The 20447-nt window shown below is 38.5% G+C and carries 14 protein-coding genes; 11 read left to right on the forward strand and 3 right to left on the reverse strand.

Translation table 11 applies throughout. The annotated features are described in order from the left end of the window. Nucleotides 1-460: 460 nt before the first annotated feature. From LC095_RS25120 to LC095_RS25170, 11 genes are all read left to right on the forward strand, one after another. Nucleotides 461-823, forward strand: coding sequence for a group I truncated hemoglobin (locus LC095_RS25120; RefSeq protein WP_226530691.1), 363 nt, complete (start codon nucleotides 461-463; stop codon nucleotides 821-823). Between the two features lie 243 nt (nucleotides 824-1066). Further along, on the forward strand, nucleotides 1067-3922 hold the full coding sequence (locus tag LC095_RS25125; protein ID WP_226530692.1) for a glycoside hydrolase family 3 protein: 2856 nt from the start codon (nucleotides 1067-1069) through the stop codon (nucleotides 3920-3922). 221 nt (nucleotides 3923-4143) lie between these two features. Beyond that, nucleotides 4144-6480, forward strand: a complete 2337-nt coding sequence (locus LC095_RS25130; protein ID WP_226530693.1) for a glycosyl hydrolase family 95 catalytic domain-containing protein — start codon at nucleotides 4144-4146, stop codon at nucleotides 6478-6480. Beyond that, nucleotides 6477-8504 (forward strand): beta-galactosidase, encoded by a 2028-nt coding sequence (locus LC095_RS25135; RefSeq protein ID WP_226530694.1) that lies wholly within the window; start codon nucleotides 6477-6479, stop codon nucleotides 8502-8504. Before LC095_RS25130 ends, LC095_RS25135 begins: the two co-directional genes overlap by 4 nt. A 163-nt stretch (nucleotides 8505-8667) precedes the next feature. Then, on the forward strand, nucleotides 8668-10428 hold the full coding sequence (locus LC095_RS25140) for a sensor histidine kinase (protein WP_226530695.1): 1761 nt from the start codon (nucleotides 8668-8670) through the stop codon (nucleotides 10426-10428). After that, nucleotides 10421-11965 (forward strand): response regulator transcription factor, encoded by a 1545-nt coding sequence (locus LC095_RS25145; protein ID WP_226530696.1) that lies wholly within the window; start codon nucleotides 10421-10423, stop codon nucleotides 11963-11965. Before LC095_RS25140 ends, LC095_RS25145 begins: the two co-directional genes overlap by 8 nt. 455 nt (nucleotides 11966-12420) lie before the next feature. Continuing rightward, nucleotides 12421-12579, forward strand: coding sequence for a hypothetical protein (locus tag LC095_RS25150; RefSeq protein WP_226530697.1), 159 nt, complete (start codon nucleotides 12421-12423; stop codon nucleotides 12577-12579). Continuing rightward, the gene (locus LC095_RS25155; RefSeq protein WP_226530698.1) at nucleotides 12576-12770 is read left to right on the forward strand and encodes a hypothetical protein; all 195 of its coding nucleotides are present in this window, start codon (nucleotides 12576-12578) and stop codon (nucleotides 12768-12770) included. Before LC095_RS25150 ends, LC095_RS25155 begins: the two co-directional genes overlap by 4 nt. A 12-nt stretch (nucleotides 12771-12782) precedes the next feature. After that, the gene (locus LC095_RS25160) at nucleotides 12783-13754 is read left to right on the forward strand and encodes an ABC transporter permease (RefSeq protein WP_226530699.1); all 972 of its coding nucleotides are present in this window, start codon (nucleotides 12783-12785) and stop codon (nucleotides 13752-13754) included. 14 nt (nucleotides 13755-13768) lie between these two features. Further along, a complete protein-coding gene (locus tag LC095_RS25165) occupies nucleotides 13769-14686 on the forward strand; it encodes a carbohydrate ABC transporter permease (protein WP_226530700.1) in 918 nt (305 codons plus the stop codon). A gap of 99 nt (nucleotides 14687-14785) precedes the next feature. Next, nucleotides 14786-16450 carry an ABC transporter substrate-binding protein gene (locus LC095_RS25170; protein ID WP_226530701.1) on the forward strand — a complete coding sequence of 555 codons (1665 nt, stop codon included), beginning with the start codon at nucleotides 14786-14788 and terminating at the stop codon, nucleotides 16448-16450. Between the two features lie 46 nt (nucleotides 16451-16496). Here LC095_RS25170 and LC095_RS25175 read toward each other — a convergent pair whose 3' ends face one another. The 3 genes from LC095_RS25175 to LC095_RS25185 all read right to left on the reverse strand — a co-directional run bounded on the left by LC095_RS25175 (nucleotide 16497) and on the right by LC095_RS25185 (nucleotide 20306). Continuing rightward, entirely contained in the window at nucleotides 16497-17843 is a 1347-nt protein-coding gene (locus LC095_RS25175; protein ID WP_026562653.1) for an MFS transporter, read from the reverse strand. A gap of 114 nt (nucleotides 17844-17957) precedes the next feature. After that, a complete protein-coding gene (locus tag LC095_RS25180) occupies nucleotides 17958-19481 on the reverse strand; it encodes an FGGY-family carbohydrate kinase (RefSeq protein WP_226530702.1) in 1524 nt (507 codons plus the stop codon). 48 nt (nucleotides 19482-19529) lie between these two features. After that, nucleotides 19530-20306, reverse strand: coding sequence for an SDR family oxidoreductase (locus LC095_RS25185; RefSeq protein WP_226530703.1), 777 nt, complete (start codon nucleotides 20304-20306; stop codon nucleotides 19530-19532). Nucleotides 20307-20447: the final 141 nt, after the last annotated feature.

The following is a 20447-nucleotide window of genomic DNA, read 5'->3' on the forward strand; positions in this document are numbered from 1 at the left end:
CGAACACGGAAGTTAAGCTCTTCAGCGCCGATGGTAGTTGGGGGTTTCCCCCTGTGAGAGTAGGACGTCGCCAAGTAAGAAGAGGGAAAGATCAGTAGAGATACTGGTCTTTTTTTGTTGAAAAGCATGAAATGTAGTTTTTTGATGAATTTTGTAGAATCGTTGATAAATTAAAATAATCGAAGATAAATTGTTGAAATCGAAGATAAAATGAAATAATCGTTGATAAATCCTCATAATCGGAGATAAATTAACTTAACTCCAAGTTAATGTGTGCTCAGTGGGTATATGAGGAAGGATAGATCAGTAGAAATACTGACCTTTTTGTTTGTGAAAAAATGCAAATAGAAGAGAAAGAACACTGCCTAAGGCTTAAGAAAGCAAATTAAAGTGATAAAATTTACAACATTTACAAATACTTTAGATGTTGTAAATTTAAAGAGAATTGGAGAATGAGATTATGACTCAAACCATTTATGAAAAGGTCGGTGGAGAAGAGGCTGTTGCTAAGGTAGTAGATTACTTTTACTCAGAACTGGTGTTAAAAGATGACACAGTTAATCATTTTTTCAAAAATACCGACATGGAAAAGCAACGTAAACATCAAACAAAATTTATAAGTTTTGCTTTAGGTGGTCCAAACCAATACTCAGGTAAATCCATGGAAAAAGCACACCAGGGACTAAATATTCAACCGGATCATTTTGATACAATTGCCAAACACCTACAGCATGCGCTTTCTCATTTTGGAGTAGAGGAATCAGATATTGAGGTTGCAATAGAAAAAGTAGCATCTTTAAGAAACGATATTATTTATAAATAAACAGTAGTAATGCACCCCAAGAAAACAGTCTTGGCACGGGCCACGGGTCCCCCGTGCTTTTTTAATGATTAGTTTTAAAAATACTGATTCCCTCCTTATTTTGACTAAACCACTAAATCTCAATGGATATTATCTCTAATATTTGGGGTATTTGTACGTGCGAATTCAATGGTATCTTAGAAATGATAGATATGTATCCGCTTTCTTAGTAGTGAAAATAGACAAAAAGGGGAGGGCTTATATATGAAATCAGTAGATAGCCTAATAGAAACTGAAAAAAACATAGAAGATTTGCACTTTTTGAATACAGAGCTGCCACTTGAGACACGAGTAAATGATCTTGTTTCACGTTTAACATTAGAAGAAAAGGTAGAGCAGATGTGTCAGTATCAGCCTGCTATTCCTAGACTCGGTATTAGAGCACATAAACAAGGAACAGAAGCAGCACATGGGATGGCCTGGTTAGGTGAAGCGACTTCTTTTCCACAGCCGATCGGCCTTTCTTGTTCTTGGAATTCCGAACTGATGAGGAAAATAGGAGATGTTATTGGAACAGAGGCTCGTGCTTTTTATAAGAAAGATCCTGAGGTTAATGGATTAACTTTATGGGCCCCAACAGTTGACATGGAGCGAGATCCTCGCTGGGGAAGAACAGAAGAGGCGTACGGAGAGGATCCATATCTGACGGGGAAATTATCAGCAGCGATGGTAAAGGGAATTCAGGGAGACCATCCATTTTTCTTTAAAGCTGTGGCTACTCTTAAACATTTTCTTGCGAATAACAATGAAATAGATCGGGGAAGCTGTTCAGCAAGTATTGATCCTAGGAATATGCATGAGTATTATTTAAAACCGTTTGAATTGCCATTTAAAGAAGGTGGAGCATACTCGATGATGACTGCCTACAATTCCATTAATGGAACACCTGCCCTACTTCATCCATATGTAAAAGAAATGGTGAAAGAAAAATGGGGAATGAATGGCTTTATTGTAAGTGATGCAGCCGATTTACTTGGGGTTGTAAATGATCATGGATATTATGATAACCATGCTGACTCTGTCGCACATGCGGTTAAAAACGGCATCGATAGTATGACAGATGATTTTAATACAACAACACAGGCAATTCGTGAAGCACTTGAGAGAGACCTTCTGTCTGAAAATGATTTGGAGCACGCCTTGCGTAATACGTTTAGAGTACGTTTTCTTCTTGGAGAATTTGATCCTGAAGAGAATAACCCATATGCAAGCATCCCTGAGTCTATTATTTGTGATCCAAAGCATAGTGAGTTATCAGCAAGAGCGGCAAAAGAAACGGTCGTACTACTTAAAAATGAAAACAACACATTGCCGTTGAGTACAGAAAAGCTAAGCAAAGTAGCGGTTATTGGACCGTTAGGAGATATTGTTTATCGTGATTGGTATTCAGGCAATTTTCCATATCAGGTAACTCCTTTTGAAGGTATTAAAAAGAAATTACAGGATAAGCAAGTGACGTTTAATAGTGGTAATGACAAAGTTATGTTCAAGTCTAATGATCAATATATCGGATTTGACACAGCAGAAGACAATCCTTTAGTAGCAGATAAAGTGGTGAAAGAAGATGCTGCAACTTTTGAATTGTCTGATTGGGGCTGGAATAACTATACATTACGTAGCTTAGAGAATGGTAAGTATATGACAACAGCGGATGATGAACATGTTTCAGTTTCTGCAGATGAAGTGTATGGTTGGTTTGTAAAAGAGGCGTTTCATCTCCTTCCAGATGAAAAAGATGATGTAAAACTAACAACATGGAACCATCAAGCGATTCAAGTTAATGAAGAAAAGAAATTAGTGGTAGCGGATTCAAAGGATGCAGCTGATAGCACCTCTATGACAAAAGAAATCATTGAGAATGGATTGGAAAAGGCTGTAGAGGCGGCAAAAAATTCAGAAGTTGCAATCGTGTTCGTTGGAAATAATCCGGTGATTAACGGTAAAGAAGAAATTGATCGTCCTGATATCACATTAGCTGAATCACAAGAAAAATTAATTAAAGAGGTGTATAACGTAAACCCAAATACAATTGTCGTTGTAGTAGGGAGCTATCCTTTCGCGATCAATTGGGTTGACGAGAATATTCCGGCAGTTCTTTATACATCACATGCTGGCCAAGAGCTTGGCAATGCGATTAGTGATGTCCTATTTGGAGACTATAACCCGGCAGGTCGCTTAAACATGACATGGTACCGTTCTGTTGATCAACTACCTGATTTACTAGACTATGACATTATTAAAGGAAAGCGGACTTATCAATATTTTGATGGAGAAGCTTTATATCCATTTGGTCATGGACAATCATATAGTGAATTTGAGTATGGAGAGCTTGGCTTACGTTCAAAAGAAATCAATGAAAATGATGAAGTAACTGTAACGGTTAAGGTGAAAAATACGAGTGATGTACCTGGAGATGAAGTTGTACAGCTTTACGTTCATGCCAAACAATCCCGTTTCAAAAGACCGTTGAAACAATTAATTGGTTTTACAAGAGAGTATATTAGAGCAGGTGAAACAAAAGAAATCTCATTCAAAGTCCCTGCACACGAATTGGCTGTTTGGGATGTAACAAGAGACAAGTATACAGTTGAAACTGGAGCATATGCTCTCATGGTAGGACAATCTTCATCAGAAATTAAGGTCACAGAGGATCTATTCATTCATGGTGAAGTCATACCTCCGCGCAACTTATACGATGTAACACAAGCGGAAAATTATGATGATTACCATGAGGTGTTAATTGATGAAGGAGAAAATGGAAAACACTCTGTTCATGCAAAAAACGCAGGCTCCTGGATCATGTTCTCAGATGTGGACCTAAGTCAAGGTGTTCAGTCACTAGAAGCACGAATTCTAGCAAAATCAACTGTATCAGAAGTTGAAATCCGACTCGGCAGTCCAGAAGGTGACATACTTGGCACATTACAAGCTCAATCATCAACAGAATCATGGTCAACAAAAACATGTGCAATCGTCACACAACAAAGACTAGAACACGCTGACATTTATATTGTTTTCAAAGACTCACTTTCAATTAGTTACGTTCGTTTTATTGCCTAGAAGCTTCTAAAGATTTTTTAAGCAACAAATTATTAAGGATGTTGATTGGAGTGGAAGGTACGAGGACTCCAGAGACCGCCCACGGAAACCGAGTACCTGCAACGGAAATCAATCTATATAAAAAGCTGCAAGGAATATGATGGAATAACATTCAAAACAAGACACAACAAGCGCATAGATCTCCATGCGCTTGTTAATGTTTAATAGACAGGAGTGAAACCATGAAAAATACTAACCCGATGAGATTATGGTATAAACAACCTGCCCAAAAATGGGAGGAAGCCCTTCCAATTGGTAACGGCCGTTTAGGAGGAATGGTGTTCGGCGGTATTCAGCAAGAACGAATTCAACTCAATGAAGACACCCTTTGGTCAGGTGCTCCAGGTGACAAAATTAATAAGAAAGCACATCAACATCTTCAATCCGCACGAAATCTCATTTTTGAAGGAAAGTATGCGGAAGCAGAAAAGCTGATTGAATCCAACATGGTGGGCGAGGATGCTGAGGCATATCAGCCGCTGGGTGATCTTTACATGGATCATCATCTAGATGATGCCCCTTCTAGCTATAAAAGAGAATTGGACCTAACAACAGGAATTGCGAAAACTGAATATGTAATAGGTGATACAACCTTCACAAGAGAAACATTTATTAGTGAGCCTAATCAGGTCCTGGCCGTTCGAGTTCAATCGAATCAGCAGCCTATTCATATCACAGCACATCTTCACTCCTTATTACGTCACAGAGTGGAGGAAGTTGGTCATAACAAACTGATCGTTCACGGCCGAAGTCCGATCTCGGTCAAGGTACCTGAAAAGATTAAGTATGATGATGACCGTGGATTGCAATTTCAAATTCATCTCCAAGTAAATGCAGAGGAAGGAACGGTTCAAATTCAAAATGGAAAAGTAGAAATTTCCAACACGCAATCTGTCACGTTGTTCCTGACTGCCAAAACAAATTTTACAACCTTCGACCAAGAACCAGACAATAATTTGGAAAACATGAAAACCGACTGCAGAAAATGGATCAATAAAGCATCTGAACTACCTTTTGAAAGCTTAAAAGATACACATATACACGATCATAACACTCTTTTTAACCGAGTTGACATCCAGCTGGGAAACTCTAAATATAGTAACCTGCCAACTGATGAACGGCTTGAAGTATATAAGCAAGAAAAAAATGATCCAGAGCTTGAAGCGCTGTATTTTCAGTATGGTAGATATTTGCTGATCACAAGCTCACGTCCTGGCACACAGCCTGCTAATCTGCAGGGAATATGGAATCCGTTTATTCAGCCGCCATGGAATAGTGATTATACAACAAATATTAATACAGAGATGAATTACTGGTTAGCTGAAAGCTGTAACTTAAGTGAATGCCATGAGCCGCTGTTTTCAATGATCGATGATTTAAGTTTAGCAGGGAAAAAAGCAGCCTCTGAATTGTACGGTACAAAAGGGTGGGCTGTTCATCATAATGTTGATTTATGGCGGATGAGCACGCCATCTTCCGGTCAAGCATCATGGGCATTTTGGCCAATGGCAGGAGCATGGTTAACAAGTCATTTATGGGAGCGTTATCAATATGCATTGGATGAGCAATTTTTAAGAGAGAAGGCTTATCCGTTAATGAAAGGTGCGGCAGAATTTTGTTTTGATTGGTTGATCGAGGGTCCTGATGGGTATTTCGTTACAAACCCGTCAACATCTCCGGAAAATAAGTTTTTAACAGAAGGTGGGGAATCTTGCAGTGTGTCCATGGCTTCTACAATGGACATGACATTGATAAGGGAATTATTCATAAATTGTATGGAAGCAAGTCACATATTAAGCATTGATGAAGAATTTAGACAAGAGCTGGAGAATGCGGTCAACCGACTCTTTCCTTTTCAAGTGAATAAGGAAGGCAGATTACAAGAATGGTATAAAGACTTCCCGGAGCATGAGCCCGGACATCGTCATGTATCACACTTGTACGGCCTATATCCCGGCAATCAAATCAATGAAATCGAAACACCAGAATTAGTAGAGGCGGCAAGGAAAACGTTGGAATACAGGCTTCAAAATGGTGGCGGACATACAGGGGGGAGCTGTGCATGGCTGATTAATTTATTTGCGAGACTTCACGACCATAACCAAGCTTATCACTATGTTCAAACATTGTTAGCCCGTTCAACACATCCAAACCTTTTTGACGATCATCCGCCATTTCAAATCGACGGGAACTTTGGGGGAACTGCTGGTATTGTAGAAATGCTTCTGCAAAGTCATTTAGAGAAAATTGAGATACTGCCGGCACTCCCGCAAAAATGGTTAACTGGCTATGTAAAAGGGATCAAAGCCAGGGGCGGATTCATCGTCAATATTGAATGGGAAAACGGACAACTAAAGCTAGCTGATATCCAAGCAACAGTTAAAGGAAGCTTGCAAGTTTCATATAAAAACCACTCTTTCATCATTGAAAAAGAAGATGGTACAACGGTATCGAATGCAGAAGCTGTCGCAATGAATGAGAATGAAAGAATATTTATTAAAAGTGAGGGAACATCATGATAAGTAAAAAAATACCGAAAATGATTTATGGTGGAGATTATAATCCTGAGCAGTATGATCGTGAAACAATGTTGGAAGATATGAGGATGTTTAAAAAGGCTAACATTGATTTTGTGCGTGTGAATATTTTTGCATGGGCCACAAGTCAAAAGGATGAAGTCACATATGATTTTACATGGCTTGATGAGGTGATTAACACACTTCATCAACATGACATCAAAGTAGGGATTGGAACAGGAACAGCCGCACATCCTGCATGGATGGCAAAAAAATACCCGGATATCCTGCGAACTGAATTTGATGGGAAAAGAAGAAAGTTCGGCGGGCGACATAACTCATGTCCAAACAGTCCGAACTACCGGAAATATGCCTCTTTATTTGTTAAGAAATTAGTTGATCGCTACCAGAACCATCCATCCGTTTTATTATGGAATATCTCAAATGAATGGGGCGGTGCATGCTATTGTGATAACTGTGAAAAAGAATTTCGTGTGTGGTTGAAAAAGAAATATGAAACACTGGAAAAACTGAATAAAGCCTGGAATACGAGTTTCTGGGGACATACGTTTTATGATTGGGATGAAATTGTTGTTCCTAATCTTCTAAGTGAGCATTTCGGTGAAAGACAAACAATGTTCCAAGGGATTTCACTGGACTATGCCCGTTTTAACTCTGATAGTATGTTGGAATGTCATAAAATCGAGTATGACATAATCAAGAGTGCCATGCCTGATTCGATTGTCACAACAAATATTATGGGGGCATACAAGCCGTTAGATTATCAAAAATGGGCGAAATATATGGATGTTATTGCATGGGATAACTACCCGGGAATTGATACACCGGTCAGCTTTACAGCGATGAGCCATGATTTAATGAGAGGATTAAAAGATGGCGAGCCCTTCATGCTAATGGAGCAAACACCTAGTCAGCAAAACTGGCAAGCTTACAATGCTTTAAAACGTCCTGGTGTGATGCGCTTATGGAGTTATCAGGCAGTTGCACATGGTTCAGATACAGTGTTATTTTTCCAAATGAGACGCTCACAGGGTGCATGTGAGAAGTTTCATGGAGCGGTAATTGAACATGTCGGACATGAGAATACAAGGGTATTTAGGGAAGTGGCTGAGCTTGGGGATGAGTTAGTTGCGTTATCTGATACTTTACTGGATTCAAGGCTGAATTCAAAAGTGGCGATTGTGTTTGATTGGGATAACTGGTGGGCAACTGAATTCTCAAGTGGTCCATCTGCTTCATTAAAATATGTAGATGAAGTTCATAAATACTACCAAGCTTTCTTTAACCAAAATATCCAGGTGGATATGATTAGTGTGGATACAGATTTATCACAATATGATCTCGTTGTTGCTCCTGTTCTTTATATGGTGAAGCAAGGCTATGCTGATAAAATAGAAAACTATGTTTCTAATGGAGGGACCTTCCTTACAACATTCTTCAGCGGAATTGTCGATGAACATGATCTTGTGACACTTGGCGGCTATCCAGGAGAACTTCGTAACGTTTTAGGGATTTGGTCAGAGGAAATTGATGCACTGTCTCCAGAGCATACAAATAAAATCGTCATAGATAAGCAGCTTGGTAACTTAAAGGGAGAATACAGCTGTAACCTGCTCTTTGACCTCATTCATTCTGAAGGGGCAGAGGTTCTGGCAACATATGGGGAAGATTTTTACAAAGGTATGCCGGTATTAACAAGAAATACATTCGGAAAAGGTCAGGCATGGTATGTGGCTTCAAGCTCTGATGATGAGTTTTTACAAGATTTAGTGAGTCATCTTGCAGAAGAGAAAGGATTCCAGGCTGAATTTACAGCACCGGTAGGAGTGGAAATCACCAAACGTTACAAAGATGGCAAATGTTTTCTATTTGTTTTAAATCATACGAAAGAGGCTGGTCTAGTAAACATCCAGAATGTGACGGGTATCAACTTATTAACAAAAGAACAAGTCCAGGAAACAGTGGAAATCCCGGCACACGGAGTAGCCATCATTGAACAAAAATAACTATTGGATGCAAGACCTTAAAGGGGTCTTCATCCATTTTTAGAGGTATGGTAGAAAGATGATATTGCACAATAAAATGTTTACGCTTACAATTAAATTTATATAAAATTTTAACGAAACAGCTGGTGTAGTCATGAAATCTCTTATTCGTTTGTTTAACAATATGAAAATTCAATCAAAAATTGTCTTTTCCTTTATGGTTGCTGTGATGATTCCTCTCTTAATGGTAGGAATATTTTTAACACATGAACTCAGGTCAACAGCGCTTGATGATGCAAAAGAACAATCGGCAGCCAATGTGGAACGTGTGAAAAAGAGGACAGCTGAAGCATTGGAAAAGGCTATTTATGTTTCAGATAATGTAACATTGGATCCTCAATTAGAACGGATTGTGAATACAACCTATCAAACAACTCAAGAAGTGTTCATCGCCTATGATTCTTACACAAAGTTTGCAGAATACAAGGAAACATTTAAAGAAATATCAAATATCAGGCTTTATACAGAAAATACAACCATGCTGAATAACTGGGAGTTCATCCCGCAGTCTAATGTAGAGGTTAAGCCGTTTTGGTACCATTCGGCAGAACGGGCAAATGGATTAATTGGCTGGTTTTATATACCTGATGAAACAAGAAATGATCAAGAATATTTAAGCTTGGTCCGCAATATTAAGTATTCAAATTACAAAACAAATGCTGTTTTGGTTATTAATATTAGAAATGACTATCTTTATGAAATTCTAAGCCAGGAGCAATCGCCGATGATGGTTGTGGATGAAAACAATAATATCGTGGTTTCGAACCGTAAAGAATATATGGGCAAAAAGCTTCTCAGTACAGTGGAATCTGAAATTCCTCTAGATGGAGCAACAGGTTCTTATAATGGAAAACTGGATGGAGAAGACGCAGAAGTCTTAATCGATACTCTACTGACAGATGATAGTCAAAATGAATTAAAATTTGTATCTGTGATTCCGAACAAAGTGATTATGGCTGATGCAGACCGGTTTGTGAAACATGGACTTTTGGTTATGGGAATTAGTTTAATTGTTGCATTGTTATTGATTACCTTTTTTACAAAAATTTTATCTAACCGGATTATTACGTTAAATAGGCAAATTAAAAGGGTTGGAGAAGGAAACCTGGATGCGGTCATTCATGTACAAGGCTCAGATGAAATTGGCCTTTTGTCGAATCAAATAAATAAAATGGTGACAAATATTAAAGAATTGATTGATGAGGTTGAAAAGGTTCATATCGAAAAAAATATATTAGAAAAACGTCAGCAGGAAATTAAGCTGAAAATGATGGCAAGCCAAATCAATCCGCATTTCTTATTTAATGCGTTGGAGTCCATACGCATGAAGGCACATATAAAAGGAGAAAAGGAGATTGCCAGAGTTGTAAAAGTACTTGGTAAATTAATGAGAAAAAGCATTTCAGTCACAGGAGAAATGGTGCCGCTAAAACATGAAATCGACTTAATAAAATGCTACTTGGATATTCAAAAATTCCGATATGGCGATAGACTGGATTATCAATTAAAGATTGATCCAAAATCAGAGCAAATCTTGATTAATCCCCTCATCATTCAACCATTAGTAGAAAATGCTGTCATCCATGGATTAGAGAATAAAGAGAAGGATGGAAAAGTCATTATTGAAGCGAAAGTGAATGAACATTTTTTAACTGTATGTGTCTTGGACAATGGAGTAGGCATGAGTGAAGAAAAGCTAAAGTCCATCAAGGAAACCTTAAAAAATGTTGATGATAATCGTGAAAATCGAATCGGCCTGCTTAATGTCCATCAAAGGTTAAGCTTGACCTTTGGAGAGCAGAGCGGCCTTCAGATCGAAAGTCATCCTTCAACGGGAACAGAGATTTGCTTTGTGATCGATATAAGGGGGAATCTTCATGTATAAAGTATTAATTGTTGACGACGAACCGATGATTAGAGAAGGATTACGAACACTAATTCCATGGACAAGCTATGGTTTTGAAATAATCGATTCTGCATCAAATGGAAAAGAAGCACTCGAAAAGTACCGCAACCATCATTTTGATCTGATTATCGCAGATATCCGCATGCCGGAAATGAGCGGGATTACACTCATTGAAACAATCCGTGAACACGATAAAGATATCAATTTTATCATCCTAAGCGGACACGCCGATTTTGAATATGCGAGAAAAGCAATAAGTGCAAGAGTCGGTGGCTATTTATTAAAGCCTGTTGACGAGGACGAATTAGTCGAATATTTAGAGAAACTAAAAAAGAAATTAGATCAACAGCATACACTAGATGAGCTGAAAATGAGTAACCAAACAGTCCTCAAAAATAATTTTATCCTCTCACTTCTGCATGGTGAAAATGTTAATCAGAAAATAGTAGAGGACGAATTAGCAGCTTGGCAGCTTGATTCAAAGGAATATCAAATCATTCTATTTAAATGTTTATCTGCTAATAACATGGATATAGATGAAGTGAAGCAGCTTCTTGCTCAGTCATTTGAACCTGACAGAGGCGCATTATTTAGCAATGATTCAGGAATCGGAATGGTTTTAAAAGATATACCAAAAACACAGGAATCCTATCAATATCTACTTGAAACAATTAAAAAGATCGTGGATATCTATGATCCCGTTATAAGTATTAGTGAAGTTGTGACAAGTATTGAAGACTTATCAGAAGCATTTCGGCAGGCGAATCAGTTACTGGAAAACCATTTCTTTTTTGAGGAAAGGGGATTTCTGAGTAAGGATTCGAAGCCAATTATCCCTCCACAAGAGGTAAGAATGGAAAGAGCGGACGTCTATGAAGCGATCTTGGACTCCTATGCTGAGAAAATCTACTTTGCCATTGATATTGCGAGTAAGATGGGAATTGAAGAAAGATTAATAGAAATTGCCCAATTGCTTGTCAATGAACGATCGACCGAAGAACAAATAAAAAGATATTACTTTCGAATTCTATCATCCGTATTAAATAAATGCTCTGCCGAAAAACCCGAAATCCAATCTGTTCTGTCTGAAGTTTACGAAAGTATGGTGGATATTTATAAGCAAACCAATCTGTCTCAACTCATGAACTATATTCAAAAGCTTTTGATGAAAATAATGAGCAGCTTAGAATATGGAGATCAGCATGACCAAATGAAACGGCTGGAAGACTTCATTCTTAGAAACTACCATAAACATTTAAAACTAGAAATGCTGGCAGAAATCTTTAACTATAACAGCGCTTATTTAGGCAAGTTATTTAAAAATCACACAGGGGAATACTTCAACACCTACCTCGATAAAGTGCGAATCGAAAACGCCAAAAAATTGCTAAACCAAGGGTTAAAAGTATACCAAGTCGCAGAACAAGTCGGATTCACAAATGTGGATTATTTCCATAACAAATTTAAAAAATACGTAGGCTCTTCTCCATCTACGTATCGGAAGAAAGTAAAGTAATTATCTATAGGTGTGTAAGATGTCCTTCATCGGTAGTGTGAGGGACCTTTTTGTTTTGATTGGGGGAGGGATTTGTTTTTCACTTGGGGATGAAAGACATTTGGGTGGGGAAAGCAGCGGGGAATGTCTTTCATCAGGAGAATGAAGGACATTTGGGTGAGGAAAGCAGGAGGGGAGTGTCTTTCATCAGAAGGATGAAGGACATTTGGGTGAGGAAGCAGAGGGTGTTTTGTCTTTCATCAGGAGGATGAAGGACATATGGATGGGGAAAGCAGCGGGGAATGTCTTTCATCAGGAGGATGAAGGACATTTGGGTGGGGAAAGCAGCGGGGAATGTCTTTCCTCAGGAGGATGAAGGACATATGGGTGAGGAAAGTAGAGGGGAATGTCTTTCATCAGGAGAATGAAGAACATTTGGGCGGAGAAAGCAGAGGGTTTTGTCTTTCATCAGAAGGATGAAAGACATTTGGATGGAGAAAGCAGAGGGTTTTGTCTTTCATCAGAAGGATGAAGGACATTTGGATGGAGAAAGCAGAGGTTTTGTCTTTCATCAGGAGAATGAAGGACATATGGGTGAGGATAGCAGCGGGGAATGTCTTTCATCAGGAGAATGAAGGACATTTGGATGGAGAAAGCAGAGGGTTTTGTCTTTCATCAGAAGGATGAAAGACATTTCGAGCGGGGGAAACCGGGTTATGTTCTTCAACCATACTACACACCCATTATAAAATTTTTACATGATTTTACGTCTAATTTGTTAGGTACTTTCTTATTTTTGTATGCGTTATCATTTAGCTATAGATAAGGGGGGAACGTTATGAAGGCGGTTGTTAAAAATACAGAAGCCAATGTAAAAGAGGTGTCCTTAAAGAGGAATAAGAGAAGCTTTTGGCAAACATTTGTACAGCAAAAGTACTTATATATGATGTCTGTCCCGTTTATAATTTTAGTTCTGATTTTTAATTATTTCCCTTTATGGGGATGGACGATGGCCTTTCAAGATTACAAACCTGCACGATCTTTTACTGAGCAGGAATGGGTCGGGTTTGAACATTTTATACAATTATTTAGTGATGAGCGGTTTTATTTAGCGCTTCGAAATACGTTAGGTATGAGTTTGCTCGGGTTAACAATTGGATTTGTGATGCCGATCATCTTTGCCGTATTGATTAATGAGGTTCGGATAAATTTTTTGAAGAGAACCGTGCAAACGATTACTTATTTACCACACTTTGTTTCCTGGGTTGTTGTCGCAGGGATTGTTACGAAAATGCTATCTATTGATGGCGGTGTGGTTAATGAATTGCTCATAAGCTGGGGAATGATTGACAAGCCGGTTCAGTTTATGGCAAAGGGTGAGTATTTCTGGGGAATTGTTGTTGCAGCTGATATTTGGAAGGAAATGGGCTGGAATGCGATTATCTTTTTAGCTGCTATTGCCGGAATCGATCCACAGCTATATGAAGCGGCAAAAGTAGATGGTGCCGGAAGACTAAGAAGAATTTGGCATGTTACATTGCCGGGTATCCGACCGACGATTTTAGTTCTGCTTATTTTAAATATTGGTCATTTAACAACAATTGGATTTGAAAAGCAACTGTTACTCGGTAATCCGCTCGTTGTTGACTTTGCTGAAGTATTAGATCTTTATGCACTGAATTATGGTATCGGATTGGGACGTTTCTCTTACGGTACGGCGATCGGTATTTTCAACTCTGTTGTGAGCATTATTCTACTATTTATTGCAAATGGCATTTTTAAACGCTATGCAAATCAAAGTGTCATGTAAGGGAGGGGAACATCATGGCTAATAAAATGACAACATTCAGTCGAACGAAGCTTAATGAAAGAACATTTGATACAGTCATCTATGTGTATTTAACGTTAATCACGATTGTCACCCTATATCCGTTTTTAAATGTATTAGCCGTTTCATTGAATGAATCGGTTGATACCGTAAAGGGAGGCATTCATATATGGCCAAGGGAGTTTACTCTTGATAACTATAAAGAAATCTTTAAGTATGACAATTTAGTAACGGGCTTTATCAACTCAACTTCCAGAACGGTCATTGGAACGATACTGGGTGTGCTTTCATCGGCAATGGTTGCTTATACATTAAGTCGTGCTGACTTTCAAGGCAGAAAGCTCTTTTCTACGATTCTCGTTTTGACCATGTATTTCTCCGGAGGACTGATTCCCGGATACATGTTAATCAGAGATTTGGGTTTAATTAACAGCTACTATGTGTACATTATCCCGGGTATAGTGAATGCCTTTAATATTATTATTGTTCGGTCGTTTATCGATGGACTTCCGTATTCTTTACAAGAATCAGCAAAAATTGATGGAGCAAATGATTTCACGATTTTCTGGAAAATTATCTTACCGTTATGTAAGCCTGTGTTAGCGACAGTTGCATTGTTTGTCGCAGTTGGGCACTGGAATTCCTGGTTTGATACGTATCTTTATAACAGCATGAATGAGGGATTAACGACATTACAGTATGAATTGATGAAAATATTGCAAAACACGTCAATGGGTAGTACAGATCCAGATGCGATGAAAGGTTTATCAACAGAACAATTAAAAAGTGTAGTATCACCTGAATCGATTAAAATGGCTATTTCAATGGTGACGATTGTTCCAATCTTAATTGTTTATCCTTTTGTGCAAAAGTATTTTGTTCAAGGTATGACAATTGGTGCTGTGAAGAGTTGATTGTCATCAATTCTTCACTTTAAGGAGGTGAATCTTGAAGATTTGTCTTGTATAAAGTGATCTTTTTTCTTAAATTATAAAAACATTAGGGGGTACATGATGAAGAAGCGTTCAATAAAAATGATGCTGTTTTTGTTACTTAGTTTCGTGCTTGTTCTTTCAGGATGTAGTAGTAAATCGTCTTCAGATGAAGGTGATGGTAAAAAAGACGGTGTGACAGAGCTTACGTTATTTAGTGCAGATATCCATTCACAATGGGATGATATGCAAAGTCCGGTTAGTAAACTTGTGACAGAAAAAACAGGTGTTACCATTAATCCGGAATTTGATGTAAACGGTGGAACACAAAAAATCGCGTTAATGGTGGCTAGTGGTGAATATCCTGACTTGATTCTTCCTAAAGGTGGAGCGGGAACACTTGTTGAAGCAGGTGCACTTATTGATCTTACCGACTTAATTGATGAACATGCACCAAATTTAAAGAAAATATATGGTGACTATTTAAGCCGTTTAAAATGGAGTAATGATGATGAAAGTATCTATATTCTTCCTACAACGGCAATTGATCAACAATATTTTAACCCAAGTCATGGTGTAGGGTTACAGCATGCAGTTGTAAAAGAATTAGGTTATCCGGAAATCAAGACATTGAAGGATTTTGAAAACGCTATCAGAGATTACAAAGAAAAGAACCCGACAATTGACGGCCAACCAACTCTTGGTTTATCTCTTCTAGCAGATGACTGGCGTATTATGATTTCGACAACGAATCCGGCTTTCTGGTCAACAGGTGCATCTGATGATGGAGAATTCTATGTTGATCCTGAAACATATGAAGCGACATTCCATTACAAACGTCCAGAGGAAAAAGAATACTTCCGTTGGTTAAACCATATGAATGATGAAGGATTACTTGATCCTGAAAGTTTTGTGCAAAAATATGATCAATATTTAGCTAAGCTCTCATCCGGTCGTGTACTTGGTATTATTGATGACGACTGGCAATTTGCTGAAGCACAACGATCATTACGTGAACAAGGTAAGACAGATAAAATGTACGGTTTATATCCTGCAACACTTTCTGAAGATATCAAACATGCCAATTTCCAAAGCGCCGGTTACTTAGCTGGTTGGGGTATTGGGATCTCAGTTGATGCAGAAGACCCTGTAGCAGCGATTAAATTCCTTGATTTCCTAGCATCTGAAGAAGGGCAAACTCTACAAAACTGGGGTATCGAAGGTGAACATTACGAAATAGTTGATGGAAAGCGTGTCATCTCTGAAGAAGAGATGGATAAGAGAAATAACAATGCAAACTATGTAAAAGAAACAGGTATAGGTGTGTTAAAAGGCTTTGCGCCGTCATATGGGGATGGAGTTGAAGATTCAACAGGACAAACCTATACAATCGCTTCACCGGAGCAAGTGAAAGATGCTTATACAGATGTTGAAAAAGAAGTGTTAACAAACTATGGAGTTGAAATGTGGAAAGATCTGTATCCACAAGCAGATGAGTTCCCTGTTAAACCTTGGGGAGCAGCATTTAACATAACAGTTCCAGGTGATTCAGAATTAGCATTAATTGAACAAAAAGTGTTAGATATTGTGAAGAAACGAATTCCTGAAGTCATTTTAGCAGACCCTGCAGATTTTGATAAACTTTATGATAATTTCCTAGCTGAAATTGATAAAGCAGGAGCAAAAGATGCTGAAAAAATGCGTACTGACTTGATTAAGGATCGAGTTGAGCTTTGGAATAACTAAAAAGAAAGGACGGTTCGCGATGAACCGTCCTTTTTGAGCTTCTATTTTAAAGATTAACCACATTCTGTTCTGTTAATTCACGTCGGCGTTCGAGTTCTTTACTCATTTCTTTTCGCTGACCGTCGAGTTTATAGAATAATGTAGTAACAATAATAAGTGCACAAAGCACCAATGGTGTCCAAATAAAGCTGATTTCAATAAATTGCAGAGCAGTTGGTGTTTGTGTTGCATTCGGAACATATCCGCCCATACTTAATAGCAAACCGATAAAAGCGCTCGCAAGTCCCATGCTTCCTTTTACGAAAAAGCCTTGGAAAGCGGCAATCATACCGGAAATACTTCTTTTTTTCTTGTACTCTGAATAATCAATAACATCCGGTTGGATCGCAAATGTTGTACCGAAGATTCCATAGATGCCAAGACCTGTAACGGCAAGACCTGCAACAAGTAGTACAGCTGATGATTTTCCGAAATAAATCATTAAGTCTCCAACAATAAAGATCGCTGTACTTAATAACAGAACATTTTTCTTGGGCATAAGCTTTTGAAGCCAAGGTAACAAAAATAACATAGGTAACCCGGATAAAATACCGAACAGCCCTACGAAAGTCAGCCAATCAGTACGTCCCAGATTATAGGTGAAATAATAAATAACCGTTGTATTTCTAATAACAAATAGCGCAAAGTACAGGAAGTTTAAAATTAAGAAAATAAACGTTTGACCTGTCAGTCCTTTTAAGTCTTCTTTAATAGACGACTTGCCAGGTTGAATTGACGGTGGAATAACTTCTTTTGTGCTCATAAAGGTATATACAAACAATATCATCGCTAATATACCGTAGAGAGTCATTGTAATCAGAAATCCTTTTTGTGTATCTCCCTGCCCGAAGAACTCTACTAACGGCATGGTAATTGACATTACTAAAGCGGTTCCAATTAATGCGCAAATCATTCTTGTTGAAACTAACCAGTTACGTTCATGAAGATCTGAGGTAAGTCTTGGAACAATGGTATTCAATGGTATATTTACGACTGTATAAGCCGTGCATAGCAACGTATATGTCACATAAGCCCAAATTAGTTTTCCGTTCATGCTGAAGTCAGGAACAATAAATGTCATCACCGTAAAGATCGCAAACGGCAGTGCACCAATGATAAAGTAAGGTCTGCCTTGGCCCCATTTAGTGTTTGTTCGGTCTACGAGTATTCCCATCCCTGTATCTGTTAAGGCATCAATAATTTTTGTTACTAACATAAGTGTTCCTGCTGCGGCTGCTGTGATACCAAACACATCTGTATAAAAAAACATTAAGTAAGAAGCCATTGTGCTGAATACGAGGTTACACCCCAAATCTCCAACACCATATCCAATTCTTTTTGTCCATTGTTTCATGAAAATCACATCTCCTTTTCGGAAATTGCTTTTTAAAAGTAGGCTGTTAATTGCAGCAAGAGATACTCTCTGCGCTGCAATCAACAAGAAGGGTTTTACATTTTGCCATTAAAGTTATGATAGTTTTGTCAACGTTTTCATATCTTGCTTTAAATTTTGATAAATAGATTTGTAGACTTTGTAATAGTCATTGTATTTTTCATGATTTTCTTTATTAGGCATAATCTTTTCATCTAATACCTGCCATTTTTTCACGTCTTCATAAGAGAGAAGACCTGTTCCGATTCCTGCCAGCATGACATCTCCCATATTTGCTTCAACATCATGGAGGGGACAGACAACTGGATAGCCGGTAACATCCGCAAAGATTTGTCTCCATAATGTAGACTTGGTAACACCGCCAGCAAGCAGGATATATTCTCCCAGATTTTCGCAGGTTGCTTCCATGGCATCACGTAATGAAAAGGCAACTGCTTCTAAAAATGCACGATAAATATGAGCTTTTGAATGGGCTAGTGAAAGTCCGACAATCGTTCCTTTTGCATCTGAATCCCAAATTGGGCTTCTTTCTCCCATAAAGTATGGAAGGACAATTAATCCTTCGCTGCCTGCCGGAATGTTCGATGCCTGTTCATTCAGCACATCATAGGCATTTTTTCCACCGGCTTTTTCCTGCTCAATTTCGAATTGACACATGGTTTGACGGAACCATTTCACGATTGCTCCTGCTGTTGCACCGCCTGCAAAGTAGTAAGATAACTTTTTCGCATCATAAAGGTAAGGCCAAACAATCAGATCTTTACCCTTTACAGGTTTGTCAGAAATTAATGCGGCACACATCGAGGTTCCGATCGCTGCAGCATAAAGACCAGATTCAAAGACTCCAAGTCCAATGTTTGCAGCACCACAATCGATTCCGCTTGCAATAACCGGCATTCCTTCTGATAAGCCAAGATCAACGGCAGCCTCCTTCGTTAAGCAGCCAACAATATCAGTCGATTCTACGATTTTCTCCGGCATCATGGAGAGGGGAATCCCCATTTTATCCATCATTTCTTTGGACCATGTTCTGTTGTTCATGTCGAAAATACCGCCGATATTTCCTGCAGAAGAGTAATCAATGGCAATTTCACCAGTTAGTTTATAGATGACATAGTCATTAGGTGGGAGAAAGAGCTTTGTTTTCTTCCAATTTTCCGGTTCATTGTTTTTCATCCATAGTATTTTTGTATATCCATAGTAAGGATCTGCTCCATTATGGGTGATTTCCAGCAGTTTTTCTTCTCCGATCGTATCTAAGACCCACTTTGTTTCTGCTTCTGCCCGGCGGTCCATCCAGATCATACAAGGACGGACAGGTTCCATCCTTTCATCAAGAGGGATTCCGGACCCTCCATAAAGGCCGCTAATTGCAAGTCCACGGATGTTTTCGGCTGGAATACCTGACTTTTGTACGGTATTTTTAATGGAAGAAATAGCAGCCTGCAGCCATACATCAGGCCATTGCTCAGCCCATAAAGGCTTTGGAGTCAGGACATCATATTCTTGTAAATCCTGAGCAATAAGGTTCCCGTCTGTGTCCATTAAAATCGTTTTGGTACCTGATGTTCCGATATCTGTTCCAAGTAAGTAATTCATAGGTAGTTGGTCTCCTTTTATAACAAAAAATCACATTCTAGTAGACTGTTAAATAGCAGTAAATGCTCCGTCTATGACAAAGTCGGAACCTGTTGTAAAGCTGCTTGTGTCTCCTGCAAGGTACACACAAATTGATTGAAGTTCCTCAGGTTTACCCATGCGTTTAAGCGGTGCCATCTCATTCCACTGTTGAATTAATGGTTGTAAGCTAGGGGAATTCAATGTCAATTCTGTTCCGATATAACCCGGACTGATACAATTCACGCGTACACCTCTTGTTGCCCATTCAACTGCAAGTGATTTTGTTAGCTGGATAACACCTGCTTTTGACGCATTATAAGAGCATTGCGGCTGTGGCACATTCACGATATGAGCTGACATTGACGCAGTATTAATAATTGATCCGCTACCTTGCGTTAGCATCACTTTTCCTGCAGCTTGTGCTGTTAAAAATACACCTGTTAAATTAATATCAATGACTTTTTTCCACTGATCAAATGTCATTTCTTCCGCTGGAATATTCATACAAATTCCTGCGTTACAGAAGGCAACATCTAAACGGCCAAACGTATCAAGAATTTTCTCCATCATATTGTCAACATCTTCAGGCTTTGTCACATCTGCTTGAATTGCAATCGCTTTAATTTTATTGTTTTTTTCCAGCTCCTCAGCTGTTTTCGTTGCTTCTTCAATATCTAAGTCAACAATGGCTAAATCTGCGCCAGCTTCAGCAAAGGCAGTTGCTACGCTTTTCCCAATTCCTCTTGCTCCACCAGTCACAAAAATCTTTTTACCATCTAGTCGCATTTTTTCAATAATCCCCATGTTAATTGCTCCTCTCAATTTATATAAATCTATTTTGTAAAAACACTTTATAAAATTAATTTATATAATAAATCCTTTTTCTGTCACAGTCAACATGAATAAAATGAAAAAATGGCAAGAAGTATCTTGCCAAAGTTGTTT

It is taken from the genome of Metabacillus niabensis (assembly GCF_020524345.1).
Lineage (GTDB): Bacteria > Bacillota > Bacilli > Bacillales > Bacillaceae > Metabacillus > Metabacillus niabensis_B.